This is a genomic window from Marinobacter nauticus (genome assembly GCF_003634635.1).
Lineage (GTDB): Bacteria > Pseudomonadota > Gammaproteobacteria > Pseudomonadales > Oleiphilaceae > Marinobacter > Marinobacter nauticus.
The window spans coordinates 1-5,474 of sequence record NZ_RBJB01000010.1 but is presented as its reverse complement, the minus strand read 5'-3'; the positions used below and the strand labels follow the sequence as shown (position 1 = coordinate 5,474).

Here is a 5,474-nt window from a genome sequence, read left to right as displayed (position 1 = left end):
GCCTGACGATGACCTACTCTCACATGGGCAACGCCACACTACCATCGGCGCAGGTCTGTTTCACTTCTGAGTTCGGGATGGGATCAGGTGGTTCCAGACCGCTATGGTCGTCAGGCAAAACGGTTGATCACTGGGGGACGAGATGGAACGTGATATTGATTTCTGCGTTATCCGCAATTGTCTTGGGTGTTATATAGTCAAGCCGCACGAGCAATTAGTATCGGTTAGCTCAACGCCTCGCAGCGCTTACACACCCGACCTATCAACGTCCTGGTCTTGAACGGCTCTTCAGGAGGCTCGAGGCCTCGGGGAGATCTCATCTTGGAAGGGGCTTCCCGCTTAGATGCTTTCAGCGGTTATCCTGTCCGAACATAGCTACCGGGCAATGCCACTGGCGTGACAACCCGAACACCAGAGGTTCGTCCACTCCGGTCCTCTCGTACTAGGAGCAGCTTTCCTCAAATCTCCAACGTCCACGGCAGATAGGGACCGAACTGTCTCACGACGTTCTAAACCCAGCTCGCGTACCACTTTAAATGGCGAACAGCCATACCCTTGGGACCGGCTTCAGCCCCAGGATGTGATGAGCCGACATCGAGGTGCCAAACACCGCCGTCGATGTGAACTCTTGGGCGGTATCAGCCTGTTATCCCCGGAGTACCTTTTATCCGTTGAGCGATGGCCCTTCCATACAGAACCACCGGATCACTATGACCTACTTTCGTACCTGCTCGACGTGTCTGTCTCGCAGTCAAGCGGGCTTGTGCCATTACACTAACCGCACGATGTCCGACCGTGCTTAGCCCACCTTTGTGCTCCTCCGTTACGCTTTGGGAGGAGACCGCCCCAGTCAAACTACCCACCACACAGTGTCCTCAACCCCGATAAGGGGCCAGAGTTAGAACCTCAAACATGCCAGGCTGGTATTTCAAGGTTGGCTCCACCGGAACTGGCGTCCCGGTTTCAAAGCCTCCCAGCTATCCTACACAAGCATGCTCAAAGTTCACTGTGAAGCTATAGTAAAGGTTCACGGGGTCTTTCCGTCTAGCCGCGGATACACCGCATCTTCACGGCGATTTCAATTTCACTGAGTCTCGGGTAGAGACAGCGCCCCCATCGTTACGCCATTCGTGCAGGTCGGAACTTACCCGACAAGGAATTTCGCTACCTTAGGACCGTTATAGTTACGGCCGCCGTTTACCGGGGCTTCGATCAAGAGCTTCGCACGAATGCTAACCCCATCAATTAACCTTCCGGCACCGGGCAGGCGTCACACCCTATACGTCCACTTTCGTGTTTGCAGAGTGCTGTGTTTTTAATAAACAGTCGCAGGGGCCTGGTATCTTCGACCGGCTTCCGCTCCACCCGCAGGGGTTTCACGTACACACCGGCGTGCCTTCTCCCGAAGTTACGGCACCATTTTGCCTAGTTCCTTTACCCGAGTTCTCTCAAGCGCCTTGGTATTCTCTACCTGACCACCTGTGTCGGTTTGGGGTACGGTCTCGAATAGCCTGAAGCTTAGAAGATTTTCCTGGAAGCAGGGCATCAATGACTTCGCGCCCTTGGGCACTCGTCGTCGCGTCTCGGGATTGTGGACCCGGATTTGCCTAAGTCCACTCCCTACATGCTTAAACCGGGGCAACCGTCGCCCGGCTCACCTAGCCTTCTCCGTCTCTCCATCGCAGCTATCCAAGGTACGGGAATATTAACCCGTTTCCCATCGACTACACCTTTCGGTCTCGCCTTAGGGGCCGACTCACCCTGCGCCGATTAGCGTTGCGCAGGAACCCTTGGTCTTCCGGCGTGCGGGTTTTTCACCCGCATTGTCGTTACTCATGTCAGCATTCGCACTTCTGATACCTCCAGCATGCTTCTCAACACACCTTCGCAGGCTTACAGAACGCTCCCCTACCCCGCATACAAAGTATGCAGCCGCAGCTTCGGTGACCAGTTTGAGCCCCGTTACATCTTCCGCGCAGGCCGACTCGACTAGTGAGCTATTACGCTTTCTTTAAAGGGTGGCTGCTTCTAAGCCAACCTCCTAGCTGTCTGAGCCTTCCCACATCGTTTCCCACTTAACTGGTACTTTGGGACCTTAGCTGGCGGTCTGGGTTGTTTCCCTCTTCACGACGGACGTTAGCACCCGCCGTGTGTCTCCCGGATAGTACTCACAGGTATTCGGAGTTTGCATGGGGTTGGTAAGTCGAGATGACCCCCTAGCCCAAACAGTGCTCTACCCCCTGTGGTATTCGTCCGAGGCGCTACCTAAATAGCTTTCGGGGAGAACCAGCTATCTCCGGGCTTGATTAGCCTTTCACTCCGATCCACAAGTCATCCCCTGGCTTTTCAACGACAGTGGGTTCGGTCCTCCAGTGCCTGTTACGGCACCTTCAACCTGCTCATGGATAGATCGCCCGGTTTCGGGTCTATGCCCAGCGACTAATTCGCCCTATTCAGACTCGGTTTCCCTACGGCTCCCCTAAACGGTTAACCTCGCCACTGAACATAAGTCGCTGACCCATTATACAAAAGGTACGCCGTCACAGAACAAGTCTGCTCCGACTGCTTGTACGCATACGGTTTCAGGGTCTATTTCACTCCCCTCACAGGGGTTCTTTTCGCCTTTCCCTCACGGTACTGGTTCACTATCGGTCAGTCAGGAGTATTTAGCCTTGGAGGATGGTCCCCCCATGTTCAGTCAACGTTTCTCGTGCGCCGACCTACTCGATTTCACTGAACTCAGGTTTCGGATACGGGGCTATCACCCACTATGGCGGCACTTTCCAGAGCCTTCTCCTACCAGTTGTTCAGCTTAAGGGCTGGTCCCCGTTCGCTCGCCGCTACTTAGGGAATCTCGGTTGATTTCTTTTCCTCAGGGTACTTAGATGTTTCAGTTCCCCTGGTTCGCCTCTTACACCTATGGATTCAGTGTAAGATACCAACCCGAAGGTTGGTGGGTTTCCCCATTCAGAGATGTCCGGATCACAGCTCGTTTGCCAGCTCCCCGAACCTTATCGCAGGCTTCCACGTCTTTCATCGCCTCTGACTGCCAAGGCATCCACCGTATGCGCTTAGTTGCTTGACTATATAACCCCAAGACAACTGATCACGAATCCACACTCTTCACCAGGCAAGCCTGATTCCGAGGCATCTTCGAGACAGTCACTTGAAGCAATAGAACAACCACTTCAACGACAACACCGGATAACGCTTGAAATCGCTATCACTTTGAACATTTTCTCTCGGAGATAATGAGAGAAAAATATTCGTGTTCTATCTCGTCCAATTTGTTAAAGAGCAAATCTGACCCAGTGATCAGAAAGAAGGGCTTCGAACTTTCATCAAGTTGAAACACTTGTTTCTGCACACTGCTAACCGAAGTTAGTCAGTAAAGTTTGGTGGAGCTAGGCAGGATCGAACTGCCGACCTCCTGCGTGCAAGGCAGGCGCTCTCCCAGCTGAGCTATAGCCCCAAGAAGCTATCTACAAGAATTGATCAGATCTAGGCGTCGAAGTGCGCCGCATAGCCTGCTATGCAAGTACTTCGACAACGACGAGCTGAACAATTCTGGTGGGTCTGGGTGGACTTGAACCACCGACCTCACCCTTATCAGGGGTGCGCTCTAACCACCTGAGCTACAGACCCAAAACACGGGCCTGCAACGACCCATCTGCTCTCTTTATTAGCCAACCAAGTAATTCGTGTGGACTCTGACCGAAGCATTCGGCTTCGTTTAAGGAGGTGATCCAGCCGCAGGTTCCCCTACGGCTACCTTGTTACGACTTCACCCCAGTCATGAACCACACCGTGGTAATCGTCCTCCCGAAGGTTAGACTAACTACTTCTGGTGCAATCCACTCCCATGGTGTGACGGGCGGTGTGTACAAGGCCCGGGAACGTATTCACCGCGACATTCTGATTCGCGATTACTAGCGATTCCGACTTCACGGAGTCGAGTTGCAGACTCCGATCCGGACTACGACGCGTTTTAAGGGATTGGCTCACTCTCGCGAGTTGGCAGCCCTCTGTACGCGCCATTGTAGCACGTGTGTAGCCCTGGCCGTAAGGGCCATGATGACCTGACGTCATCCCCACCTTCCTCCGGTTTGTCACCGGCAGTCTCCCTGGAGTTCTCAGCATTACCTGCTAGCAACCAGGGATAGGGGTTGCGCTCGTTACGGGACTTAACCCAACATCTCACGACACGAGCTGACGACGGCCATGCAGCACCTGTCTCAGAGTTCCCGAAGGCACCAATCCATCTCTGGAAAGTTCTCTGGATGTCAAGGCCAGGTAAGGTTCTTCGCGTTGCGTCGAATTAAACCACATGCTCCACCGCTTGTGCGGGCCCCCGTCAATTCATTTGAGTTTTAACCTTGCGGCCGTACTCCCCAGGCGGTCAACTTAGTGCGTTAGCTGCGCCACTAAGACTTCAAGAGTCCCAACGGCTAGTTGACATCGTTTACGGCGTGGACTACCAGGGTATCTAATCCTGTTTGCTCCCCACGCTTTCGCACCTCAGTGTCAGTGTTGGTCCAGGTAGCCGCCTTCGCCACTGGTGTTCCTTCCTATATCTACGCATTTCACCGCTACACAGGAAATTCCACTACCCTCTACCACACTCTAGTCTGACAGTTCGAAATGCCGTTCCCAGGTTAAGCCCGGGGCTTTCACATCTCGCTTACCAAACCACCTACGCGCGCTTTACGCCCAGTAATTCCGATTAACGCTTGCACCCTCCGTATTACCGCGGCTGCTGGCACGGAGTTAGCCGGTGCTTCTTCTGTAGGTAACGTCAAGCCTCATGGGTATTAGCCATAAGGTTTTCCTCCCTACTGAAAGTGCTTTACAACCCGAAAGCCTTCTTCACACACGCGGCATGGCTGGATCAGGGTTGCCCCCATTGTCCAATATTCCCCACTGCTGCCTCCCGTAGGAGTTCGGGCCGTGTCTCAGTCCCGATGTGGCTGATCATCCTCTCAGACCAGCTACGGATCGTCGCCTTGGTAGGCCTTTACCCCACCAACTAGCTAATCCGACTTAGGCTCATCCAATAGCGCAAGGTCCGAAGATCCCCTGCTTTCTCCCGTAGGACGTATGCGGTATTAATCCGGGTTTCCCCGGGCTATCCCCCACTACTGGGCAGATTCCTAAGCATTACTCACCCGTCCGCCGCTCGTCAGCGGGTAGCAAGCTACCCCTGTTACCGCTCGACTTGCATGTGTTAAGCCTGCCGCCAGCGTTCAATCTGAGCCATGATCAAACTCTTCAGTTTAAATCATACAAGAACTCGAAAGTTCTTAATTCTTGCTCAAGACAAAACTCAATTTCGACGAGTCACTGTCCTGATATTTCATGTCCGAAATACCTCGGCCAGCGCCCACACGAATTACTTGGTTAACTTTTTAAAGAGCGTTTGAGCTGTTGCTCAATCAAGGCCGCGTATTCTACATCGTTCCGCTGCCCTGTCAACC

The 5,474-nt window shown here is 53.5% G+C and carries 2 tRNA genes and 3 rRNA genes; all 5 read right to left on the bottom strand.

Features of this window, described 5'->3' with window-relative positions:
• The 5 genes from rrf to C7436_RS18635 all read right to left on the bottom strand — a co-directional run bounded on the left by rrf (nt 1) and on the right by C7436_RS18635 (nt 5,275).
• Nucleotides 1–115: ribosomal RNA gene (gene rrf, locus C7436_RS18655) — 5S ribosomal RNA — on the bottom strand.
• Between the two features lie 78 nt (nt 116–193).
• Nucleotides 194–3,085 (bottom strand): 23S ribosomal RNA (locus tag C7436_RS18650).
• Nucleotides 3,086–3,396: 311 nt separating this feature from the next.
• Nucleotides 3,397–3,472: transfer RNA gene (locus C7436_RS18645), tRNA-Ala, on the bottom strand.
• A 96-nt stretch (nt 3,473–3,568) separates the two neighbouring features.
• Nucleotides 3,569–3,645, bottom strand: a tRNA-Ile gene (locus C7436_RS18640).
• Between the two features lie 89 nt (nt 3,646–3,734).
• Nucleotides 3,735–5,275: ribosomal RNA gene (locus C7436_RS18635) — 16S ribosomal RNA — on the bottom strand.
• The 16S, 23S and 5S rRNA genes sit together here with 2 tRNA genes alongside, the layout of an rRNA operon.
• Between the last annotated feature and the right edge of the window lie 199 nt (nt 5,276–5,474).